Consider the following 19355-nt stretch of genomic DNA (forward strand, 5'->3'; position numbering starts at 1 on the left):
ACACCATGGGCTGCCGAGCCTCGCGCATGAACGATGCGCTCGGGGATACGTTCGTGGTCGAAGTGCGTGATCTTCTCACGCATGATGAAATCTTCGAGCAGCGAGGGGCCGCGCGGACCGGCGCGCAACGTGTTCTGATTGTCGGCGATCTTCACGCCCTGATTGGTTCGCAGCGCAGCGCCGTCGGGACGCACGCGAAACGATTCAAGATCCTGCATTTTGCTGTCGTCAGCCGGCGTTGCGGGCTGACGGGTGCCGGTTTTTCCTGCCATGGAAACTCTCCTTGGGTAAGCAGCGCCAGGGCGATGATTCGCACTGGCTCGAACATCCGAATCAGCAAACATTGTTCCCAATCACGGCTGCACGAATCCACTTCCGGCATGCCCTATGACACTCGCGCATACTGTGCTGCATGCGGCACGGAATTTCTGCGCCGGGCTAAAGAGGACACGCAGGTACATACATTGCTCAGCGTGGGAATGCACGCACTCAATGCGGCACCGCTGGATGCCGCGGATAAAGTGTCATATGTGACATCGGGCGCGGCAGGGCGTAACGCGTGAAGCCTTGCGCGCCATCCGTTTGTGGAGACTGCGATGGCTCAAACCGTCGGTGATTTTATTGTAGAAAGACTGCACGCCTGGGGCGTGCGGCGTATCTACGGGTACCCGGGAGACGGCATCAATGGCGTATTCGGTGCGCTGAACCGTGCAAAGGGAAAGATCGAGTTCGTCCAGGTGCGGCACGAGGAAATGGCGGCATTCATGGCCTCGGCGCATGCAAAGTTCACCGGCGAACTGGGGGTATGCATTGCCACTTCCGGGCCTGGCGCCTCGCATCTGATCACCGGGCTTTACGACGCCCGCATGGATCACATGCCCGTGCTGGCGATTGCCGGGCAACAGGCGCGTGCTGCGCTCGGCGGTCACTACCAGCAGGAACTGGACCTGCTGTCCATGTTCAAGGACGTCGCCGGTGCGTTCGTGGAGCAGGCGAGCGTGCCGTCGCAAGTCCGGCATCTGGTCGACCGTGCAGTACGCACCGCGCTTTCGGAGCGTAAGGTCACGGCTATCGTGCTGCCCAACGATCTGCAGGACCTTGCCTATGAAGCGCCCGGTCGCAAACACGGCACCCTGCATTCGGGCGTCGGCTATCGCGCGCCGCGACTCGTTCCCTACCCTGACGATCTGCAGCAGGCGGCCGACGTGCTTAACGCTGGCAACAAAGTCGCCATTCTGGTCGGCGCAGGCGCGTTGCATGCTACCGACGAAGTCATCGCCGTAGCGGAAAAACTCGGTGCGGGCGTCGCCAAGGCCCTGCTCGGCAAGGCCGCGCTGCCGGATGATTTGCCCTGGGTCACGGGTTCGATCGGGCTGCTCGGCACCAAGCCCAGCTACGAGCTGATGAGCGAGTGCGATACCTTGCTGATGATCGGCTCCGGATTTCCGTACTCCGAATTCCTCCCGAAAGAAGGCGCCGCGCGTGGCGTGCAGATCGACCTCAAGGCCGACATGCTGAGCTTGCGCTATCCGATGGAAGTCAACCTGGTGGGCGACAGCGTTGAGACGCTCCGCGCACTGCTGCCCTTGCTCGAGGAGAAACAAGACCGCGCGTGGCGCAAGAAAATCGAAGGCTGGACGGCCGACTGGTGGAATACGCTCGACAAGCGTGCCCATGAAGCCGGCAAGAACGGTATGAACCCTCAGCGCAGTGTCTGGGAACTCTCATCGCGCATACCGGCAAATGCCATCGTCACAAGCGACTCGGGCTCATGCGCGAACTGGTATGCACGCGATCTGAAAATACAGCGCGGCATGATGTGCTCGCTGTCAGGTGGTCTTGCATCAATGGGCGCGGCAGTGCCGTATGCGATCGCCGCGAAATTCGCGTACCCCGAGCGACCCGTGATCGCGCTGGTGGGTGACGGCGCGATGCAGATGAACAATATGGCGGAACTCATCACGGTGGCCAAATACTGGAAACAGTGGGCCGATCCGCGCTGGATCTGCATGGTGCTCAACAACAGCGATCTGAACCAGGTGACGTGGGAGCAACGCGCAATGGAAGGCGATCCGAAGTTCGAGGCATCGCAGGACATTCCGTCGGTGCCCTATCACCGCTTTGCGGAGTTGATTGGCCTCACCGGCATTTACGTCGACGACGCCGAACAGATGGGTGAAGCATGGGACCGGGCGCTCGCTTCGGACCGGCCGGTCGTGATCGAAGTAAAGGCCGATCCGGATATTCCGCCCCTACCGCCGCATATCACGCTGGCGCAGGCAAAAGCATTTGCATCGACGCTGATCAAGCGCGATCCGAATGAAGGCAACGTGATAGTCGAAACGGCGAAGCAGGTGCTCGATGCCGTGTTGCCGGGGCATCGCGACAAATGACGCCACGCCCGACGTCCCCCTCCCCGGTGTTTCCCGGAGCGGACGGTTCGCCAGTCCCGGTTACCGCGCTGCGTGCCCAGGCGTTTCGCATTCCGACCGATTTTCTGGAAGCCGACGGCACCTTCGCGTGGGACGCCACCACGCTGGTGCTGGTCGAACTGGACGCTGGCGGCCAGACCGGCATTGGCTACACATACAGCGACGCGAGCATCGTCAGGCTGATTCACGGCACGCTTGGCGCATGTGTGCTGGACGCCAGTGTCTGGGACATCGGCGCGCTGTGGTTGCGCATGCAACAGCAGGTGCGCAATCTCGGACGCGCGGGCCTCGCGTCCACCGCCATCTCGGCCGTCGACTGCGCACTATGGGATCTCAAAGCCAGACTGCTTGGCGTGCCGCTCGCACAACTACTCGGCGCACGGCGCACGCATGTACCAATCTACGGCAGCGGCGGCTTCACGACTTACGACGACAGGCAGTTGTGCGAACAATTGGCGCGTTGGGTCGACCAGGACGGTTGCCGCTGGGTCAAGATCAAAGTCGGCACAGAGCCGTCCAGGGACCCGGGCCGGGTCGCGGCGGCACGCGCCGCGATCGGCGACGCGGGGCTGTTCGTCGACGCCAACGGCGCGCTCAGCGTCAAGTCCGCGCTGTACTACGCGCAGGAGTTCGCCACCCAGGGCGTTGAATGGTTCGAAGAGCCGGTTTCATCCGACGACCGGTCCGGCCTAGCCGCGTTACGTGAACGCGTGCCGCCGGCTATGGAGATCGCCGCGGGAGAATACGGCTACACACTCGACGATTTTCGCCTGCTGCTCGAAGCGCGCGCCGTCGATGTGCTGCAAGCAGACGTGAGCCGATGCGGCGGCGTCACCGGCTTTCTGCAGGCGGCAGCGCTCTGTGAAGCGTTTCATATACCGTTGTCGGCGCATTGCGCACCGGCATTGCACCTGCATGTGGCCAGCGCTGTCCCCCGTCTGCGTCATCAGGAATGGTTCCACGATCACGTGCGCATCGAAGCGATGTTGTTCGACGGTGCACCCCAGCCTTTAAACGGCGCTATTGCACCCGATATGACGCGGCCCGGTTGCGGCCTGGCATTCAGGCATCGCGACGCGCAGCGCTATCTGATCCAATGAACGGAGCGAACTGACGAATGGGCTCTCAACGTCTTCTCGGTCTGGTTTGCGCTGCGGCGGGCGCGGCCGCGCTCACCGTGGTCGCCACGCGCAATCCGATCACGCCCAAGGCAGGCAGGCAACGCATCCCGTCCAGTGCACGCCCTCCTGCGCGCGCGGCGTCGCGCGACCTGGTTCATATTGCAGCTGCGCGCTCGTTCAATCATGGCTCGGCGCTTCTCGCCCTTTCGGTGCTCGCCGACAGCGCGATGGAACACTATCGCGGCTCGTTCGACAATCCGGCGATGTATGCGCCACTCGTCTCGTCGGCATTGTCGCTGCTCGCGGGGCTGCACGGCGGTGGCGATGCGAAAACGCACCGGCACACGCTTCGGCACGCAATTTATCTGACCGCTGCCGCGGTCGGTATATCGGGCACCGCGTTCCATGTCTATAACGTCACCAAGCGTCCCGGCGGCTGGAGCTGGAACAACCTGTTTTATGCCGCTCCGATCGGCGCACCCACGGCGTTGCTGCTCTCAGGCGCTCTGGGGACCGCCGCGGAACGTCTACGCGACGAACCGGCCGTTGACCCGCAACTGTTTGGTATGCCCGCCGGACGCGCGCTCGGCCTGCTGGTCGCGGCCGGTCTTGCCGGCACGGTCGCCGAGGCCGGACTGCTGCATTTTCGCGGCGCTTTCCAGAACCCGGTCATGTATGCGCCCGTCAGTCTGCCGCCAATCGCGGCTGCGTTACTCGCGCACGCCGCGCTCGGGGCACCGCGCGAACGGTGGTTCACTCGGTTATGGCTGCGGGTTACCGCGGCGCTCGGCCTCGCCGGTGCCGGTTTTCACGCGCGCGGCATTGCCCGCAATCAGGGCGGCTGGCGTAACTGGAGCCAGAATCTTTTCAATGGACCGCCATTGCCCGCGCCGCCCAGTTTTTCAGCTTTGGCATTGGCCGGTCTTGCCGCACTTCGCCTGCGGGAGACAGAAAAATGACCCACGCGAGGAACACCCGCTACCCCGGCTACGACGTACTGAACAAACGCGGCACGCCGTCGTGGGACGACGCGACGCGCGCGGTCATCGACGAACGCCTCGCCACGCCACGTGAGCCGCAATTTTTCAACGCCGCGCAATGGCTTGCGGTGGTTCACCTCTGCCGCTGCATCGTACCGCAGGCGGACGCCGAGCCGCTGGTACCGCTCGCGGCCCTGCTCGACGCGAAGCTCGCAGAAAACGCCGGTGACGGCTATCGCGACGCACGCCTGCCACCGACGCGCGACGCCTGGCGCATCGGCCTTGCCGCGCTCGACGCCGAAAGCCGCTCGCAATTCGACCTGCCGTTCTCTAGCCTTGAAAGACCCATTCAACACGCGCTGCTCGAGCAGATGCAACGCGGCGACATGCATCACGATGCGTGGCAGGACATGCCCTCGAAGCTCTTTTTCAGCAAGCGCCTGCTGCACGATATTTGCAGTGCGTACTACTCGCACCCCCATTCGTGGAGCGAAATGGGCTTCGGCGGCCCGGCCAATCCACGCGGCTACGTACGCATGCATTTCGACCGTCGCGATCCGTGGGAAGCCGCGGAGGCGGGCCCCGGCGTCGAGGATAAAGCGCGCAAGGAGAATCGCCGTGCTCGATGACGCCTTGCATCATCCGCGCGGCAAGGACGGACGCGCCCCGGACGTGTTCCGCACCGGCGCATGGGTGCCGATGTGCGCGTATCGCAACGACGAGGAAGTCGACTTTGCGATTGTCGGCACCGGCGCGGGCGGCGGCACGCTGGCGTGCCGCCTCGCCGAACAGGGCTTCAAGGTGGTCGCATTCGACGCGGGTGCGTGGTGGCGTCCGCTTGAGGAATTCGCTTCGGATGAAACGCACCAGGCCAAACTGTTCTGGACCGACGAGCGCATCTGCGACGGCGACAATCAGCTGCAACTCGGCAGCAACAACAGCGGCAAGGCGGTGGGTGGGAGCACCGTGCACTTCGCCATGGTGTCGCTGCGCTTTCGTCCCGAGTGGTTCAGATCGCGCAGCCTGCTGGGCTACGGCGCGGACTGGCCGCTCGACTGGCGTGAGATGTGGCGCTACTACGAGCAGGTCGAAAACGCATTGAAGATAGCCGGGCCGATCAGTTATCCATGGGGGCCGCCCCGGCCACGCTACCCGTACCGCGCGCATGAATTGAATGCGGCGGCGCTGGTGCTTGCACGCGGCGCCGAGGCGATGGGCATTCGCTGGACCGAGACACCCCTCGCCACGCTGTCCGCGCCGCGTGGACTCGCGCATCCCTGCGTATATCGCGGTTTTTGCGTGTCCGGTTGCGCAACCAACGCCAAGCAAAGCGCGCTGGTCACATGGATTCCGCGCGCTGTGAAGGCGGGCGCCGAGATACGCGATCTGGCGATGGTCGGCCGGATCGCGACGAATGCCGCAGGCCGCGTGAACGGCGTCGAGTATCTGCGGGAAGGGCGCTGGCAGTTTCAACGTGCCAAAAACGTAGTGGTGGCGGGCTACGCAATCGAGACGCCGCGCCTGTTATTGATGTCGGCGACGAGCCACTATCCCGACGGTCTGGCGAATAGCTCAGGGTTAGTCGGCAAGAACCTGATGGCGCAGTCGAACCAGGCGGTCTACGGCACGCTGGATGAAGAAATCCGCTGGTACAAGGGGCCGCCGTCGCTAGCCATTACCGAGCATTGGAATTACACCGATACCGGTAAAGACTTCTTTGGCGGTTACTCGTATATGAGCCAGGGACCGTTGCCAGAAGTTTGGGCCGGCGTGCAGAACAAACGCGGCTTGTGGGGCGACGCACTCGCCGCCGAGATGCTGAAGTACAACCATCAGGCAGGGCTGAAGATTGTCGGTGAAATGCTGCCGCAGGAGCGCAACCGCGTCACGCTTGCCGACGAAAAAGATCAGTACGGCTTGCCGGTCGCGCGCGTCACCTATTCGTGGTGCGACAACGACCGGCGACTCATCGCGCATTCGCTCGACTTCATGGAGCAGGCGCTCGCCGCAGCCGGCGGCCGCGACCTATGGCGCGAAGCCGACGATACCTGTCATCTGAACGGCACAGCGCGCATGGGCGACGATCCCGCGACGAGCGTTGTCAACGCCGACTGCCGAAGCTGGGACATACCCAACCTGTGGATTTGCGACGGGTCGGTGTTCCCGACCGTGGGCGGTGTCAATCCATCGCTGACGATCCAGGCGATTGCCTGCCGCACGGCGGAGCGCATCGGAATGCTCGCCGCGCGCGGCGAACTGTAGCGTGAATATGCAAGCCGCACCGGTGCGAAAGCCAAGCGCGTACGCGCCGTCACGGACAACTCAGGAGAACTTATGTGGCACATGCTCGATCGGCCCAAAGTCGTGGTTATCACAGGGGCGAGCGCGGGCGTGGGGCGGGCCGCCGCCCTCGCCTTCGCCCAACGCGGCGCGCATGTTGCGCTGCTGGCGCGTGACCTGGCGGCGCTCGACGACACCGCCGGGCAGGTGCGCAAGTTCGGCGTGCGGGCGCTGCCTGTTGCGCTCGACGTCAGCGACGCCGACGCGGTCGAGACTGCGGCCGCGCGCGTGGAAACCGAACTGGGTCCAATCGACGTGTGGATCAACAACGCGATGCTCACCGTGTTCGGCCCGGTGGCCAGCCTGACGCCGGACGAGTTCTCGCGCGTGACGCAGGTGACTTATCTGGGTTACGTCTGGGGCACGATGGCGGCACTGAGACGCATGGCGCCCCGCAATCGCGGCTGCATCGTGCAAGTGGGCTCGGCCCTGGCCTATCGCTCGATTCCGCTCCAGGCGGCCTATTGCGGCGCCAAGCATGCGATCCGCGGTTTCACTGACGCGCTTCGATGTGAACTGCTGCATGAACACAGCCGCATCCATCTGACAATGGTCCAGATGCCCGCGCTGAACACGCCGCAGTTCGACTGGGCCGAGAATCACATGCCCCATGCTCCGCAGCCGGTGGTGCCCATCTATCAGCCGGAAGTCGCGGCGCGTGCGATCGTCTGGGCGGCCGCGCACCGGCGAAGGGAGGTCTATGTCGGTATGTCGACGGTGAAGGCCATTCTCGCCAACAAGATTGCCCCCGGCTTGCTGGATCGCTTTCTCGGACGCACCGGATATCAGGCGCAAGAACGAGCGGCGCCGGTCGATGCGGCAGCCCCTTCCAATCTCTGGCAGCCGGTGACGGGCGCCCATCGCGTTCATGGTCCATTCGACGCGCAGGCAAACGGGCGCAGTGGCGCGCTATGGCTGGACACCCACCGACCACTCGTGCTCGGTGCCGCGTTGGTCATCGCGGCGTTGAGTTGGCGCCGGTGGGCTCGACGCCCGGATCGTTAGGCGGGTATCCCATGGCCATGCGCATCGAGGACTACGCGCTGCTCGGCGACGGCGAAAGCGCGGCATTGGTCGACCGGCAGGGTTCCATCGACTGGCTCTGCTGGCCCACGTTCGATGCGGATACGTGCTTCGCCGCATTGCTAGGCGGCCCGCGCAATGGGCACTGGCAGATCGCCCCACAGGAAGCTTGGGCGAGCAGCACGCGACGCTATTGCGGACAGACACTAATCCTTGAGACGACGTTCGAAAGCGTGTCCGGCACACTCGTACTGACCGACTGGATGGCGTGGCACGCCCCGCGACCCGTGCTCGTCAGACAGTTGCGTTGTGAGCGCGGCAGTATGAAGGTTGTCAGCAAACTGGCTGCGCGTTTCGACTATGGCAGGGCGATTCCGTGGTGCATGCAGGCGGATAAGCGCGTGCGGATGGTGTGCGGGCCGCGCGCGCTATGGCTCGACAGCACCACCGTGCACAGCACGAGTGACGAAAACTCGCTGCGCGCCAGCTTCGACATGTCAGCCGGAGAACAGCGGGACTTCGCTCTGACGTGTTGTCGATCATACGAAGACGAACCGCCACGACCGGCCATCGAACAGCTCTTTGCCGACACAAACCGTTTCTGGATCGATTGGTCTGCACGCAGCAGGATCGAAGGGGAATACGCCGAGCCCATCCGGCGCTCGCTGATCACCCTGCGTGCCCTGACGAGCACCACCACCGGCGGGATCGTCGCCTCGCCAACCAGTTCGCTGCCCGAGTTGATCGGCGGCACGCGCAATTGGGACTATCGCTTTTGCTGGCTGCGCGATGCCGGTTTTACGCTGCTTGCATTGCTCAGCGGCGGCTATCACGCCGAGGCCGCGAGCTGGCGCGACTGGCTGGTGCGGGCAATCGCGGGTCATCCGGCGCAATTGCAGATCCTGTATGGCGTCGACGGCTCACGCCGGGCCGACGAATGGGAATGCGCCTGGCTGCCCGGCTACGAATACTCGACTCCGGTGCGTTTCGGCAACGCGGCAGTGAATCAGTCGCAGCTCGACGTGTATGGAGAAGTGCTCAACGCACTGTATATGTCGCGATGCGCCGGATTGCCGCCAGACCCCGACGCATGGTCGCTCGAACAGCGCCTCGTCGAGCACCTGCAAGACATCTGGCGCGAACCCGACGACGGTATCTGGGAAGTGCGCAGCGGCGCCCGGCAGTTTACGTTCTCGAAAGTGATGGCATGGGTCGCGGTCAATCGGGCGCTGCGCTCAGCCAGCGAGTTTGGCATGCCCGCTCCGATCGCGCGCTGGTCCGCTCTAGCCGATGAGATCCGTCACGACGTGCTCACGCACGCCTTTGATCAGCAGCTCCAGACATTCATGCAAAGCTACGGCAGCCGGCGCCTTGACGCGAGTTGCCTCTTGATTCCCGTGACGGGATTCTTGCCGGTCGACGATCCACGGGTCACGGGAACGGTAAAGGCGATCGAAGCCGGCTTGATGGATGAAGGCCTACTGCTGCGCTATCGCGAAGACGGCGGCGACGGCGTCCGAGCCGAGGGCCAACGCCCGTTCCTGCCATGCAGTTTCTGGCTTGCCCAGGTGAGACACATGCAAGGCCGCGCCACGGAAGCGCGCGAACTGTTCGACCGGTTAATCGCCTTGCGAAACGACGTCGGTCTTCTCGCCGAAAAGTACGACAACGCTCGCCAGCGCCAGGTCGGCAATTTCCCGCAGGCGCTCTCGCATGTGGCACTCGTCAATGCGGGACTGTGTTTGCAGGGAAATGACGGAAGCAGCACGACGCCGGGACAAGCGACCCGCCATGGGTCTGGCGGTGTGCTATAGGGTTCGCTCGACTTTGCCAGGTGCATGGTTATCGTGCTTCAGGTGCTTCCCGTGTTTCATTCCGGCGCCGGGTCGCGGTTATGCCGCTCGCCCGCCTGTGCCGATGATTCGGGCGCTTGCGACACTTCGGGGTTCGACGGCGATTGCCCGCGCGCTTGCGATGCGCGCCTCGACGGCAGCCCCCCGCCGCCCGGCGGCTCCGGGACATCGCCCGTGCCGAGCGGAACCTCGGCTGTCTGACAGGTTGGCCGGCCGCCCTGGTGCGGCATGAATCCGTCCCGCGGTGTCGGTTGATCGAAGCTGCCTGGCGTGCCGCGCGCACGTGGCGCTTTTTGTTCATTTTCTGTGGCGCCGCCCTTCGTTGCATCCTTCTGGGCGTCCTGCCGTTTGTCGTGTCGATCAGTACTCATTGCACCTCCGGTTGCAAGGATTATCGCGTTTGCGCTTTGGAAGCGATGCAGCAAGCCGCGTGCCAGCACCTCGCAACTGATCGCCTTCGGAACGGAGTCACATCTTCTCCTTGATGCCCCGGCGAATCAGCCAGTAATTGACGGGATAAGTCGTAACGAAGCCCGCAATCATCGCTCCCTGCATGAATACCCAGTAGCTGGCATGAGTCGGTTTCGACGGATGGAAAAGTGGTGCCAACGCGATCATGCAGCCGAACATACCAAGCTCGTAGGCAAGGAGGGACAGCGTATCGGCCTTCACCGCCGCGACGATGCCATCACGAAAACCCAGGCCACGCATCGGTGCGATAGAGAAATATTGAAAGGCAACGCCGAAGAGGTAGGCCAGAATAAAGGCTGTGGCAAGTCTTGCGGCGGGTTCGGAGCCGGCGATTCTGATCGACAGCGCGAATACCAGCCATTCCCCTATAAAATCGCCAAGAGCGCATCCTGCGCCGCAATGCGTGGCGCCGAGAAACGTCGCCCACCACATGGGTGGGCTTTCTCTTTTTACACCGGGATTCGAGCGCCCGAACCGGTAATAGAAGAACAGACCCACCGGTCCCCAGTACAGCACAGTGAGCGGCCACGCCACCGACATGACCGCCATCGGCTGACGATGCGCACCCATCGTTACATCGCAGGCCACGACGGCCGCCGAGACAATGGATAACGTCAGCCACACCGTCGGAAAAGAGATCGACCCGTGCCATGCCATTGTTGATGTGCGGCGCTTGCGCGCGCCGTCCATTTGAGAATGTTTGGCTGGGCTCGTGACACGGACCTCGTTGCGCGCAACCCAGCCGCCTCTACGCCAGCGCTTTGTGGAGAGCATGTGGCGTGCCCGTCATTGATCGCCGCACGGGTGCGCCACGCATTAACCCAGGAATGGCCGTTGCTCGTCAATTGAGTCCATTCAAGCATCGCCAGGCAATGCTCGCCCATTCCACCGACCGGTACAAGGAGTCCACCCATGTCCGACACCAAAGATCAGTTCACGATGCAGGACCCTACAAAGCAGTACCCACAACCGCCATTCGAACGCCAGCCGCAATCGGCGCCGGGCCTCGCGAAACAGATGAATCCTCAGCCTGATCACGGCGAAACCAGCTACAAGGGGTTCGGCAGACTGGCAGGCCGGCGCGCACTGATCACCGGAGCGGATAGCGGCATCGGCCGCGCGGTCGCGATTGCATTTGCACGCGAAGGCGCCGACGTGGCGCTCAATTACCTGCCGAGCGAAGAACCGGACGGACGTGAGGTCGTGAAGCTGGTTGAGGCGGCCGGGCGCAAGGCTATCGCGCTACCTGGCGATATCGCCGACGAATCCTTTTGCACACGGCTGGTCGACCAGTCGACCGAACAGCTCGGCGGGCTCGACATTCTCGTGAACGTCGCGGGCAGGCAAACCTACGTCGCTAACATCGCCGGACTTTCGACGGAGCAGTTCGAAGCGACTTTCCGCACCAACGTGTTCGCCATGTTCTGGCTCTGCAAGGCTGCGTTGCCGCATCTGCCGCCGGGTGCGGCCATCATCAATACGACCTCGATCCAGAGCTATCAGCCAAGTCCCGGACTGCTCGATTACGCGTCGACCAAAGCTGCGATCACGGCCTTCACCCATGCATTGGCGAAACAGGTTGTCGGCAAGGGTGTCCGGGTGAATGCCGTCGCACCTGGTCCGGTGTTGACACCATTACAACCGAGCGGTGGTCAACCGCAGGAAAAGGTCGAGAAGTTCGGTTCCGAGGTTCCGATGAAGCGGCCAGGACAACCGGCTGAGCTCGCGCCAGTTTATGTGCTGCTGGCATCGCAGGAATCGAGCTTTGTGACCGGCGAGGTGTATGGTGTGACTGGCGGCAATCACCTGACGTGATGAACGCGGGCGCCGCCAGCGCAAATACAGGAAACCCATGTCTCTCGTCGGCGAACAGGAACGGGGCACAGAGGCACGCGACGAGCTACCCGCGCATTCGTGGGCTGTCCACGTCGGACCAGGACTTGTGTCGACCGCGACGGACAACGACCCGAGCGGCGTGGTCACCTATTCGCTGGCCGGCGCGCAATTCGGCTATGACATGCTCTGGACGTTCGCGCTGTCGTATCCGTCAATGGTAGCGTTCCAGCTCGTTGCCGCGAGAATCGCCGCGCAGACCGGCAAGGGGCTGACGGTGAACATGCGCGAGCACTATTCCCGCCTCCTGTTCTACCTTGCCGTCATGCGTTTTCTCATCGCCAACGTTTTCAACATTGCGACCGATGTCGTCGCAATGGGTGTCGGTGCACAACTCGTCTGGGGCGGATCGGTACCGCTGTTCGCCGCCGCATTCGGCGTCCTGTCGATGGCGCTTCAATGGCGGGTACCTTACGCGCGCTACGCACGGGTTCTGAAATGGCTCGCGGCGTGCCTGTTTGCGTACGTCGCGGTGACGGTAGTCAGCCATACTCCATGGCAGACCCTCGCCCTACGCGCTATCGTGCCGCGGATCACATGGAGCGAGGACTACTTCACGATGCTGCTCGCGGTGCTCGGTACGACGATCAGTCCGTATCTGCTTTTTTCTCAGGCCGAGCAGCAGATCGAAGAGCAAGGGCCACCATCGCAATTTGAATCAAAGGCGGCCGACCCGGCAAGCCATACGCGCAACCCACACCTGAAAAAAATGCGCCGCGACACCCTGATCAGAACGGCCCTCTCCAACGGGGTCGGCCTGTTCATCATGGCAGCCGCCGCGGCGACATTACATGCAAACGGACATGGCCTCGCCAATGCCAACGACGCCGCAAGCGTACTGCGCCCGCTGGTCGGTGACTACGCGTCTCATGTGACGGGAATTGCGTTCATCGGCACTGCCCTGCTCGCGCTGCCGGCGCTTGCCGGGTCGGCCGCCAATGCAGTAGTGAGCGCGCGCGACCGACTCACGGGCAAACAACACAACCGGCCGGTTGCGCGAGCGCTACTCGTCGTAATGGCGCTCGGCGTGTCGGTCGGCGTTGCGCTGACACTCACGCATGTCGAGCCGATTCGCGCGCTTTACTGGAGCGCTGTGCTCAATGGCTCGACTGCGACGCCCGTCATGGTGATGCTCGTGCTGCTAAGCATGAAACGCTCGGCAGTGGGCGATCTGAGTGCGCACTGGACCTTGCGTGCGCTGTGCTGGCTCGCAACGATATTCACCGGTGCGGCGCTGGCCGCCCGGTTTGCATGCGAGTGGCTTTCGTGAGCGCTGCACCGACCGGACACGATTCTTGCTGATCGAACAGGCAGGGGCATGCGTGCTCCGCGTTTTACAGAGGTCGCGATGAGTGAGAACGTGAAGAAGATTCTGCTAATCCTGTCAATGTCAGGATTAGCCATGGCCGCCACCGGCTGCAAGAAAGTGGATGACACGAGCAAGGACGCCATGAGTTCCGGCAGCAGCGGCGTAATGAGCAATTCTGCAGGATTGAGCGGAACACCCGGCACGAGCGACGCAGCCAGGCGCGCGAGCGATGCCGCGCCAGCGAGCAGCCCCGCAGCAGCGTCGAGCGAACTGGCGGTCAAAACCACGCCGGATGCGGCGGCCAGCGGAGCGTCGTCCGTGCAGTAAGCGCGCGGGTGCTGCGAAAAGCGCCGTCCGAAGCGCTCGCTGCCTGGGCTATTGCAGGAATGCAGCGCATTCGAGTGCGCCGCGACAAACATGCAGGCCTCGGCCGCACGGAGGATTTGCGATGAAGGACATAGACCTGAACGAGCGCGTGGAAGAAATTGAACTGGTGTTGTCCACCCTATTCGAATTGCCCAAAGCGCCTGCGACCAGCAGCTATGACGACGGCGCAATCTTTTTCATCCAGGCCCCTGGGTAATCGGGTCACATTGCGAGACGACGCTGGATGCACGATGCGTACTCATAGTACGCTTTCCGGAGGCGCAGATTCAGCGCTACGCACGGATGGACACAGCACAACGTATTCACGTGCGCGAACGCCTATGCCAGATGCCCCGGAATCGACTCCCATCAGGGATGCTGAGCAGCCATTCAAGGGAGATTGCGCCGAAGACCTGCAAACAGACGATCGGCTGCTGGAGTTCGACGATCCGCCCGAACCCTATTGATATCGCAAACGGCATGGCAAGCAATCGCCATTGTGTGCACGTCACGCTTTGGCGTCGTCCGGAAAAGGGCAGAACGGTCGCGCCGCCGGGCCTGGCATCACGTGTCAGAGTACCCCCCGCGATGGATTTTCAGGGTACCTCATGGAAGTCCGTTCAAGGTGGCGCCTGCACGAGTATTGCAGCACCGGGTGGCGGCCATGGCTTGCTCACCGCCAATAGTCTTCTGCAAAAATTGCAGCGCCGCGTAAAAAGACGCTACCTACATATATCTTCTATAAGCGGCTCCTTACCGGAGAAATCGCGCTTAGATGAACAGCTTGTCCAGCGTAATCGGCAAGTCCCTGACCCGCTTGCCGGTCGCGTGCCAGATTGCGTTGCCTACTGCGGCGGCCACGCCCACCACGCCGATCTCGCCGACACCCTTCGCCCCCAGCGGATTGACGATGTCGTCAGGTTCGTCCACAAATAGCACGTCGATAGCGTGGATGTCCGCGTTCACCGGGAAGTGGTATTCGGCAAGGTTATGGTTCATCAGCCGCCCGAGCGCCTGGTCGAACAGTCCGTGCTCATGTAGCGCCATGCTGATGCCCCACACGACGCCGCCGGCGATCTGACTGGCGGCGGTTTTCGGGTTGATGATGCGCCCCGCGGCGACAGCGCTGACGACGCGCGTCACACGCACGGCACCAAGCGCCTCGTCAACCCGCGTCTCGACGAACACTGCCGAATGCGTGCCCATCGAATACGCTTGCTGCTTTTCGTGCGGCTTGACGCTCGCCTGCTCTTCCAGTTGATCGAGCCCCGCACAATCCAGCAGCGTGTCGATGCTCACGGCCTCGCCCTCAGCCGTCCCGCACACCATTTGCTTGCCCGCGCGCTTCACGTCCTCGCGAGCAGCCTTCGCGAACCGGTCACCGCCATGCTCGCGCGCCAGTTCGACGAGATGGGTGTGCAGCCGCTTGCAGGCGGCATCGACCGCACTGCCTACCGAAGACACCGTCCACGAGCCCCCCTCGATGGGCGCCTTCGGCAGACGCGTGTCGCCAAGCTCGAAACTCACCTGTTCGATGGATACGCCCAGCGCATCGGCCGCAATCTGGCACATCGCTGTGTACGTGCCGGTGCCGATGTCGGCGGTCGAACTCGAAACCGTCACATGCCCATCGCGGCCTAATATCGCGCGCGCGGTGGCCTCGTTCTGCATGGCATCCCACGAACCGGACGCCATGCCCCACCCGATCAGCTCGCGGCCCTCGCGGCGCGCGCGCGGCTCGAGCGGCCGGTTCGCCCAGCCAAAACGCGCCGCGCCTTCGCGATAGCATTCGCGCAACGCCTTGCTCGAAAACGGCAGGTTCCTGTTGGCGTCTCGCTCGGCATAGTTGATCAGCCGCAATTCCAGCGGGTCCATCTTCAACGCTTCGGCCAGTTCGTCCATGGCGACTTCCAGCGGGAAAAAGCCCTGAGCCGCCCCCGGTGCGCGGGTATCGGCGGGCGTGGGTACGTCGAGGTGAACGACCTTGTATCCCATCGTCACGTTGTCGCACTTGTACAACTGCCCGGCCCAGTTCACCACCACATCGCAATAGTCCTCGTATCGCGAGGTCTCCGACACCGCCTCGTGAATCACCGCCTGCAGCGTTCCGTCCTTCGCGGCGCACAGCGCCACACGCTGGATCGATTGCGGTCGATGCGCGAAGGTAAACATCTGCTGCCGCGTCAGGCTGAGGCGCACCGGCCGCTTGAGTTCGAGCGCGGCCATCACCGCAAGCGCCAGATGATAGTGCGGCCGCAAGCCCGAGCCAAACGCCCCGCCGACAAACGGCGCGATTACTTGCACCTCGTCGTCCTTCAGCCCGAACACGCTGGTCAGGTAAGCCTTGGTGTTGACGACGCCCTGGGTCTTTTCATATACCGTCAGACGCCCGTGCTCGTCAGGCACCACGGTGCAGCCGTGCATTTCCATCGGATTGTGATACTCCGCGGGCGTGGTGTAGAACGCATCGACCCGCACCGCGGCACTCGCCAACATCGCATCCGCGTTGCCGCGAGCGGGTGGCGGCGGCTCGAAGCCGCCCTTTTCCGTCGAAGGGGGCACCGCACTCATCAGCGCCCGATCCAGGTCCGTCTCGTGCGGCGTGGCCTCGTAGCGCACCTTCACGAGCGACGCGGCATAGCGCGCCAATTCCAGCGAATCAGCTACCACCAGCGCAACCGGCTGCCCGCTGTACCACACTCGTTCGTCCCATAGCGGCCTGAACGGAACGCCGCCAGGCGCGACCTGATCCTTGTACAGTTTGCCGGCTTGCGGCAGTTGCGGGCGATTCTTGCGCGTGAGCACAAGCAGCACGCCGGGTATCGCGAGCGCGGCCGAAACATCGATAGATACGATATGCCCGGTCGCAATCGTGCTCGACACGACGGCACCGTACGTCAGCCGGTCGGCGGCAAAATCGGCCGCGTACTGCGCCGCGCCGGTCACCTTGAGCTTGCCGTCGACACGGTTATGCGGCACGCCGATGGCGGCCGGCGTCGGCAAAGTTTCGGAGCGGTTCATGATGCAGCCTCCCCGCGTGAGCGTTGCGCTGCGATGTCGAATGCGCGGACTATGACGCGCGCGGCCAGTTCGATCTTGAACGCATTGCCGCTGCGGCCGCGCGCGCCGTGCAGCAGCCGGCCCGCGAAGTCCTGCGCTGTGGCGGCGTTCAGAGGCTTGCCGCGCAAGCTGTCTTCCGCACCGGGATCACGCCACGGCTTATGGGCGACGCCGCCGAGCGCGCAACGCACGCCGGCGACCGTGTCTCCGTCAAGCTCGAGTCCAACCGCAGCCGATACCAGCGCGAATGCGTACGACGCACGATCGCGAACTTTTACGTAGGCGTGATGCGCGGCATACCCTTCTTTCGGCAATTCGACGGCGGTGATCAGTTCGCCTTCGGCCAGGTTGGTGTCGATGTGAGGCGTATCGCCAGGCAGGCGGTGGAACTCGGCGAAAGACAGCGCGCGCGTGCCTTTGAGGCCGGTCACATGTACCCTCGCATCGAGCGCCGCGAGCGCCACACAGAGATCGGACGGATGCACGGCGATGCACTGGTCGCTCGCGCCGAGGATCGCGTGGATGCGGTTGAGGCCGTCCATCGCGGGACAGCCGGTGCCCGGTTCGCGTTTGTTGCAAGCCGTACCGGCGTCGTAGAAATAGTAGCAACGCGTGCGTTGCAGGAGATTACCGCCCACGGTCGCTACATTGCGAATCTGTGCGGACGCGCCGGCAAGGATTGCCTCGGCGAGCAGCGGATAGCGCGCGGCGACGGTTTCGTCATAGGCGAGCGCACTGTTGGTCACCAGTGCGCCGATCTTCAGACCGCCGCCGGGCGTAGCCTCAATGCTTTTCAGCGGCAAGCGATTGATGTCGACCAGCGTCGCCGGTCGCGCCACATCCTCACGCAACAGGTCGACCAGGTTGGTTCCACCGGCAATGAACACGGCAGAGCCATTCGCGCGGCGCTGTTCGAGCGCCTCGCGCACGGCACTCGCGCGAGCATAGGAGAAGCGGTTCATGAGCGCGCTCCCTGCGATTGCCGCCCAGACCCCGCCCGATTGGCTACCTCCAGAATGGCCGCGACGATATTGACGTAAGCGCCGCAGCGGCACAGATTGCCGCTCATCAGTTCGCGGATATCGTCCTTGCTTTTGACGCGGCCTTCGTCGAGCATCGCCACCGCCGAGCAGATTTGCCCGGGCGTACAGTAGCCGCACTGGAACGCGTCGTGGTCGATGAAAGCCTGTTGCACCGGATGCAAGCTGTCGCCTTGCGCGAGTCCTTCGATGGTCGTGATCGACGCACCGTCGCGCACGGCCGCCAGCGCGAGACAGGTGTTGATGCGTTGACCGCCGACGATCGCTGTGCAGGCGCCGCATTGACCGTGATCGCAGCCCTTCTTCGTCCCGGTCAAATGACAGTGTTCCCGTAACAGATCGAGCAGCGTGGTCCACGCTTCTACTTCGAACGACTGGGTTTTGCCGTTGATCTCGAATGTCACCGGCACACGCTCGACAGCCGGCGGAGCGGTATCTTGCGCCGTTGCAACGATAGGCGTATCCATGGATCTTCTCCTGATGGACGGAAGGTGCAGCAACGCTTGCTCGGTGCGCGGGCGATGTGCCGTGCGGCAAGCGCTATTGCCTTGCTGAAGGCGACCGTCGGACCTGATTTACTGAACTAGATAATTGGCGCTCCGCCCGTTACGGCAATCGTTGCGCCCGAGATATAGCTTGCTTCGTCGGACGCCAGCATGACATAGACGGCTGCCAGCTCGGCAGGCTGGCCCGGGCGTTTCATGGGCACCTGCTCGCCGAATTTCTCGACTTTTTCGACCGGCATCGTCGACGGAATCAGCGGCGTCCAGATCGGCCCCGGCGCGACGCAGTTCGCCCGTATGCCCTTCTGCGCCAACAATTGAGCGAGGCCGCCCGTGAAGTTCTGGATCGCGCCCTTCGTCGTTGCGTAGGCAATCAACCCCGGATTAGGATGATCCGCATTGATCGACGACGTGTTCACGATCGACGCTCCGGGCTTCATATATTTCACGGCCGCCCGCGTAATCCTGAACATTGCGCCGATGTTGGTATCGAAGGTCTTGTCCCATTCCTCGTCGCTGATGTCTTCGAGCGACGGGTAGCTCATCTGGTAGGCCGCATTGTTCACCAGCACGTCGAGCCGTCCAAACGCCTCGAGCGCCCGCTCGACGATCTCCTTGCAATGCGCGGGACTCGTGATGTCACCGCGCAGCAGCAGCGCCTTTCGGCCCGCTTCTTCCACCCAGCGCGCGGTCTCGCGCGCGTCGTCGTCTTCGTTGAGATAGGAGATTAGCAGGTCGGCGCCCTCGCGCGCGAAGGCGATAGCGACAGCGCGGCCGATGCCGCTATCGCCGCCAGTGATAATCGCGGCTTTACCTGCGAGACGCCCTGAACCTCTATATGATTTCTCGCCGTGATCCGGCTTCGGCTTCATCGCTGCAGTTTGCCCGGAGGTCTGCTCCTGCTGCTGGTTCGGAAAAGGCGGAGTAGGATATTTCGGCTCGGTCATGACGGTCTCCAAGGGGC

At 63.2% G+C, this 19355-nt stretch carries 18 protein-coding genes; 11 read left to right on the forward strand and 7 right to left on the reverse strand.

Annotation, left to right across the window (positions count from 1 at the left end):
* The coding region (locus tag BM438_RS29975) for a catalase (protein ID WP_143131777.1) at window positions 1–272 on the reverse strand (272 nt) is incomplete at its 3' end.
* Window positions 273–596: 324 nt separating this feature from the next.
* Here BM438_RS29975 and BM438_RS29980 point away from each other — a divergent pair.
* The 7 genes from BM438_RS29980 (at window position 597) to BM438_RS30010 (ending at window position 9710) form a co-directional block, all read left to right on the forward strand.
* Complete coding sequence (locus tag BM438_RS29980; protein WP_093642130.1) at window positions 597–2393, forward strand: thiamine pyrophosphate-requiring protein; 1797 nt, start codon at window positions 597–599, stop codon at window positions 2391–2393.
* Window positions 2390–3532, forward strand: a complete 1143-nt coding sequence (locus BM438_RS29985) for an enolase C-terminal domain-like protein (RefSeq protein WP_093642133.1) — start codon at window positions 2390–2392, stop codon at window positions 3530–3532. The genes BM438_RS29980 and BM438_RS29985 overlap by 4 nt, the downstream gene beginning before the upstream one ends.
* Window positions 3533–3549: 17 nt before the next feature.
* On the forward strand, window positions 3550–4512 hold the full coding sequence (locus BM438_RS29990; RefSeq protein WP_093642136.1) for a hypothetical protein: 963 nt from the start codon (window positions 3550–3552) through the stop codon (window positions 4510–4512).
* Entirely contained in the window at window positions 4509–5162 is a 654-nt protein-coding gene (locus BM438_RS29995; RefSeq protein WP_093642139.1) for a gluconate 2-dehydrogenase subunit 3 family protein, read from the forward strand. Before BM438_RS29990 ends, BM438_RS29995 begins: the two co-directional genes overlap by 4 nt.
* Window positions 5152–6795 (forward strand): GMC family oxidoreductase, encoded by a 1644-nt coding sequence (locus BM438_RS30000; RefSeq protein ID WP_093642142.1) that lies wholly within the window; start codon window positions 5152–5154, stop codon window positions 6793–6795. Before BM438_RS29995 ends, BM438_RS30000 begins: the two co-directional genes overlap by 11 nt.
* Before the next feature lie 72 nt (window positions 6796–6867).
* Complete coding sequence (locus BM438_RS30005) at window positions 6868–7878, forward strand: SDR family oxidoreductase (protein ID WP_244179488.1); 1011 nt, start codon at window positions 6868–6870, stop codon at window positions 7876–7878.
* Between the two features lie 17 nt (window positions 7879–7895).
* Window positions 7896–9710 carry a glycoside hydrolase family 15 protein gene (locus tag BM438_RS30010; RefSeq protein WP_093642530.1) on the forward strand — a complete coding sequence of 605 codons (1815 nt, stop codon included), beginning with the start codon at window positions 7896–7898 and terminating at the stop codon, window positions 9708–9710.
* Between the two features lie 56 nt (window positions 9711–9766).
* On the opposite strand, the gene BM438_RS30015 is transcribed toward BM438_RS30010, so the two are convergent.
* Together BM438_RS30015 and BM438_RS30020 are read right to left on the reverse strand one after the other, a co-directional pair.
* Window positions 9767–10120 (reverse strand): hypothetical protein, encoded by a 354-nt coding sequence (locus BM438_RS30015; RefSeq protein ID WP_093642145.1) that lies wholly within the window; start codon window positions 10118–10120, stop codon window positions 9767–9769.
* Between the two features lie 97 nt (window positions 10121–10217).
* Complete coding sequence (locus BM438_RS30020) at window positions 10218–10994, reverse strand: DUF4396 domain-containing protein (protein WP_244179489.1); 777 nt, start codon at window positions 10992–10994, stop codon at window positions 10218–10220.
* Between the two features lie 108 nt (window positions 10995–11102).
* On the opposite strand from BM438_RS30020, the gene BM438_RS30025 reads away from it, so the two are divergent.
* From BM438_RS30025 to BM438_RS46740, 4 genes are all read left to right on the forward strand, one after another.
* Window positions 11103–12035: an SDR family oxidoreductase gene (locus BM438_RS30025; RefSeq protein ID WP_425270752.1), complete on the forward strand. Its 933-nt coding sequence runs from the start codon at window positions 11103–11105 to the stop codon at window positions 12033–12035.
* A 37-nt stretch (window positions 12036–12072) separates the two neighbouring features.
* Window positions 12073–13383 (forward strand): NRAMP family divalent metal transporter, encoded by a 1311-nt coding sequence (locus BM438_RS30030; protein ID WP_093642151.1) that lies wholly within the window; start codon window positions 12073–12075, stop codon window positions 13381–13383.
* Window positions 13384–13461: 78 nt separating this feature from the next.
* On the forward strand, window positions 13462–13749 hold the full coding sequence (locus tag BM438_RS30035) for a hypothetical protein (protein ID WP_093642536.1): 288 nt from the start codon (window positions 13462–13464) through the stop codon (window positions 13747–13749).
* 121 nt (window positions 13750–13870) lie between these two features.
* Window positions 13871–14005: a hypothetical protein gene (locus BM438_RS46740; RefSeq protein WP_279630566.1), complete on the forward strand. Its 135-nt coding sequence runs from the start codon at window positions 13871–13873 to the stop codon at window positions 14003–14005.
* Window positions 14006–14559: 554 nt separating this feature from the next.
* Here BM438_RS46740 and BM438_RS30050 read toward each other — a convergent pair.
* From BM438_RS30050 to BM438_RS30065, 4 genes are all read right to left on the reverse strand, one after another.
* Window positions 14560–16809: a xanthine dehydrogenase family protein molybdopterin-binding subunit gene (locus BM438_RS30050; RefSeq protein ID WP_093642154.1), complete on the reverse strand. Its 2250-nt coding sequence runs from the start codon at window positions 16807–16809 to the stop codon at window positions 14560–14562.
* On the reverse strand, window positions 16806–17810 hold the full coding sequence (locus BM438_RS30055; protein WP_093642157.1) for an FAD binding domain-containing protein: 1005 nt from the start codon (window positions 17808–17810) through the stop codon (window positions 16806–16808). The genes BM438_RS30050 and BM438_RS30055 overlap by 4 nt, the downstream gene beginning before the upstream one ends.
* Entirely contained in the window at window positions 17807–18355 is a 549-nt protein-coding gene (locus BM438_RS30060) for a (2Fe-2S)-binding protein (protein WP_093642160.1), read from the reverse strand. Before BM438_RS30060 ends, BM438_RS30055 begins: the two co-directional genes overlap by 4 nt.
* Window positions 18356–18471: 116 nt before the next feature.
* The gene (locus BM438_RS30065; RefSeq protein WP_093642163.1) at window positions 18472–19338 is read right to left on the reverse strand and encodes a glucose 1-dehydrogenase; all 867 of its coding nucleotides are present in this window, start codon (window positions 19336–19338) and stop codon (window positions 18472–18474) included.
* Between the last annotated feature and the right edge of the window lie 17 nt (window positions 19339–19355).

The organism is Paraburkholderia aspalathi (assembly GCF_900116445.1).
Lineage (GTDB): Bacteria > Pseudomonadota > Gammaproteobacteria > Burkholderiales > Burkholderiaceae > Paraburkholderia > Paraburkholderia aspalathi.

What these genes read in the sequence shown, in the direction of transcription:
- BM438_RS30005 (WP_244179488.1), top strand. Translation starts at nt 6,868, where the DNA reads ATGTGGCACATGCTCGATCGGCCCAAAGTCGTGGTTATCACAGGGGCG.
- BM438_RS30010 (WP_093642530.1), top strand. Translation starts at nt 7,896, where the DNA reads ATGCGCATCGAGGACTACGCGCTGCTCGGCGACGGCGAAAGCGCGGCA.
- BM438_RS29980 (WP_093642130.1), top strand. Translation starts at nt 597, where the DNA reads ATGGCTCAAACCGTCGGTGATTTTATTGTAGAAAGACTGCACGCCTGG.
- BM438_RS30050 (WP_093642154.1), bottom strand. Translation starts at nt 16,809, where the DNA reads ATGAACCGCTCCGAAACTTTGCCGACGCCGGCCGCCATCGGCGTGCCG.
- BM438_RS29985 (WP_093642133.1), top strand. Translation starts at nt 2,390, where the DNA reads ATGACGCCACGCCCGACGTCCCCCTCCCCGGTGTTTCCCGGAGCGGAC.
- BM438_RS29990 (WP_093642136.1), top strand. Translation starts at nt 3,550, where the DNA reads ATGGGCTCTCAACGTCTTCTCGGTCTGGTTTGCGCTGCGGCGGGCGCG.
- BM438_RS30030 (WP_093642151.1), top strand. Translation starts at nt 12,073, where the DNA reads ATGTCTCTCGTCGGCGAACAGGAACGGGGCACAGAGGCACGCGACGAG.
- BM438_RS46740 (WP_279630566.1), top strand. Translation starts at nt 13,871, where the DNA reads ATGAAGGACATAGACCTGAACGAGCGCGTGGAAGAAATTGAACTGGTG.
- BM438_RS30055 (WP_093642157.1), bottom strand. Translation starts at nt 17,810, where the DNA reads ATGAACCGCTTCTCCTATGCTCGCGCGAGTGCCGTGCGCGAGGCGCTC.
- BM438_RS30020 (WP_244179489.1), bottom strand. Translation starts at nt 10,994, where the DNA reads ATGCTCTCCACAAAGCGCTGGCGTAGAGGCGGCTGGGTTGCGCGCAAC.
- BM438_RS30035 (WP_093642536.1), top strand. Translation starts at nt 13,462, where the DNA reads ATGAGTGAGAACGTGAAGAAGATTCTGCTAATCCTGTCAATGTCAGGA.
- BM438_RS29995 (WP_093642139.1), top strand. Translation starts at nt 4,509, where the DNA reads ATGACCCACGCGAGGAACACCCGCTACCCCGGCTACGACGTACTGAAC.
- BM438_RS30015 (WP_093642145.1), bottom strand. Translation starts at nt 10,120, where the DNA reads ATGAGTACTGATCGACACGACAAACGGCAGGACGCCCAGAAGGATGCA.
- BM438_RS30060 (WP_093642160.1), bottom strand. Translation starts at nt 18,355, where the DNA reads ATGGATACGCCTATCGTTGCAACGGCGCAAGATACCGCTCCGCCGGCT.
- BM438_RS30065 (WP_093642163.1), bottom strand. Translation starts at nt 19,338, where the DNA reads ATGACCGAGCCGAAATATCCTACTCCGCCTTTTCCGAACCAGCAGCAG.